Below are 1488 nucleotides of genomic sequence, written 5' to 3' on the forward strand. Positions count from 1 at the left end.
TGGTCGATTCCGCCCCGGGCCACCAAGAAACACCAAAACCACCTTCGGGTGGTTTTTTATTAATAGCGTCTAGAATGACCAATGTTGTATTTCACATTGAGGCTATTTAGCTCTCTTCCATTGGCAGCCATTCAAATTATTGGCGCTGGCATAGGTGTATTGATTTACTTGTTTTCTCCTAGGTACAGACGGCGCCTATATAAAAATCATCAGAGCGCAGCCCATTATTCTGGATTCAAATTGACCCCGTGGAGGGTGGCGGCTGAATCTGGAATGATGTTTGCAGACACATTATGGATTTGGCGACATCCGAAATCGTCCATTGAGAAAGTTAGCATAGAGCACTTAGATCAAGTTATTGAACTATCCAAAAATGGAAAAGGCTTAATTGTTCTTGCCTCACATTTCGGAGGCTTTGAGATAGTGCCACGTATCTTTGCTGAACATACAAGAGCAACAGTAATGTATAGACCAGCTAGAAAAAAATGGGTGAATGAGCTTATGCTTAAGTCACGTAAACACTCTGAAATTGATTTTGTTGAAGCAAATATTAGTGGGGTTCGTCAGATTAAACGAGCTTTAGTAAAAGGTGAGGTAGTTGGCCTATTGGCGGATCAGGTGCCTAGCGTGGGCGATGGAGTATGGGCTAAATTTTTTAATCAATATGCCTACACAACATCATTTCCAATTAAATTAGCTCGCCAAGCAAATGTAGCAATCCTTTTTGTTGGCGCAGAAAGACTGGGGTTAGGAGGGGGTTGGCTAATTAAGAGTCGCTTGATGACAGAGACCTTTCCAGATTGCCTAGTTGATGCCTGCACAGAAATGAATCAGTCTTTTGAGAAAATGATACTTTCAAAGCCACACCAATATATGTGGTCTTACAACCGCTACAAAAGACCGGTGGGAGCAGAATTGCCTCCAACAGAGTAAGGCATCCTTAGCCGGGCACCCAATAAACACCAAAACCACCTGAAGGTGGTTTTTTCATTTATGAGGCGTGATAATTCAAGTTATTAATTTAAGGTTGCTTATGAATCTGAATACAAAAGATGTTATTGAAAAATGTGCCCATCAATCTCATGCTGGTCTTCTAACCTTCCCGGAGGCATTGGCTCGCTTAATTGAGGTTGTTTTTGATTCTACTTCGCTGACTATCGCAATCAATCAACCACATATTATTTGTCAAGCCATCAGGTTTGTGCTGTTCCTATGGAGATGCCTCTGGTGGAGATCCCAAATTCATTTAATAAGGATGGCGTTGTTTCAGCCATTCGTGGAGCTCAAAGTGATGTGGTGAGATATCCTGAGTTTCTTAAATTAACGATGGCTGCTGGCTGCATCGGATATATTGTTTGGATAGCTGGAAGACATGTGAGTTATTTCGGGCGGCAAGGCGAAGTTCACATTGAGCATTTTCCACAAGGATGAGAGTCCCGAAGCCCAAGTTAATCCCGCCTAGAGCTAGCAAAATTTCACAAGCCACCT

2 protein-coding genes are annotated in these 1488 nt (G+C 42.5%); both read left to right on the plus strand.

Annotation, left to right across the window (positions count from 1 at the left end):
* Nucleotides 1-120: 120 nt before the first annotated feature.
* Nucleotides 121-933, plus strand: coding sequence for a lipid A biosynthesis acyltransferase (locus tag B7Y67_RS17795; protein ID WP_215302255.1), 813 nt, complete (start codon nucleotides 121-123; stop codon nucleotides 931-933).
* Nucleotides 934-1182: 249 nt separating this feature from the next.
* Nucleotides 1183-1431 carry a hypothetical protein gene (locus tag B7Y67_RS17800; RefSeq protein ID WP_293599772.1) on the plus strand — a complete coding sequence of 83 codons (249 nt, stop codon included), beginning with the start codon at nucleotides 1183-1185 and terminating at the stop codon, nucleotides 1429-1431.
* The last annotated feature ends 57 nt before the right edge of the window (nucleotides 1432-1488 follow it).

The organism is Polynucleobacter sp. 35-46-11, from assembly GCF_002281105.1.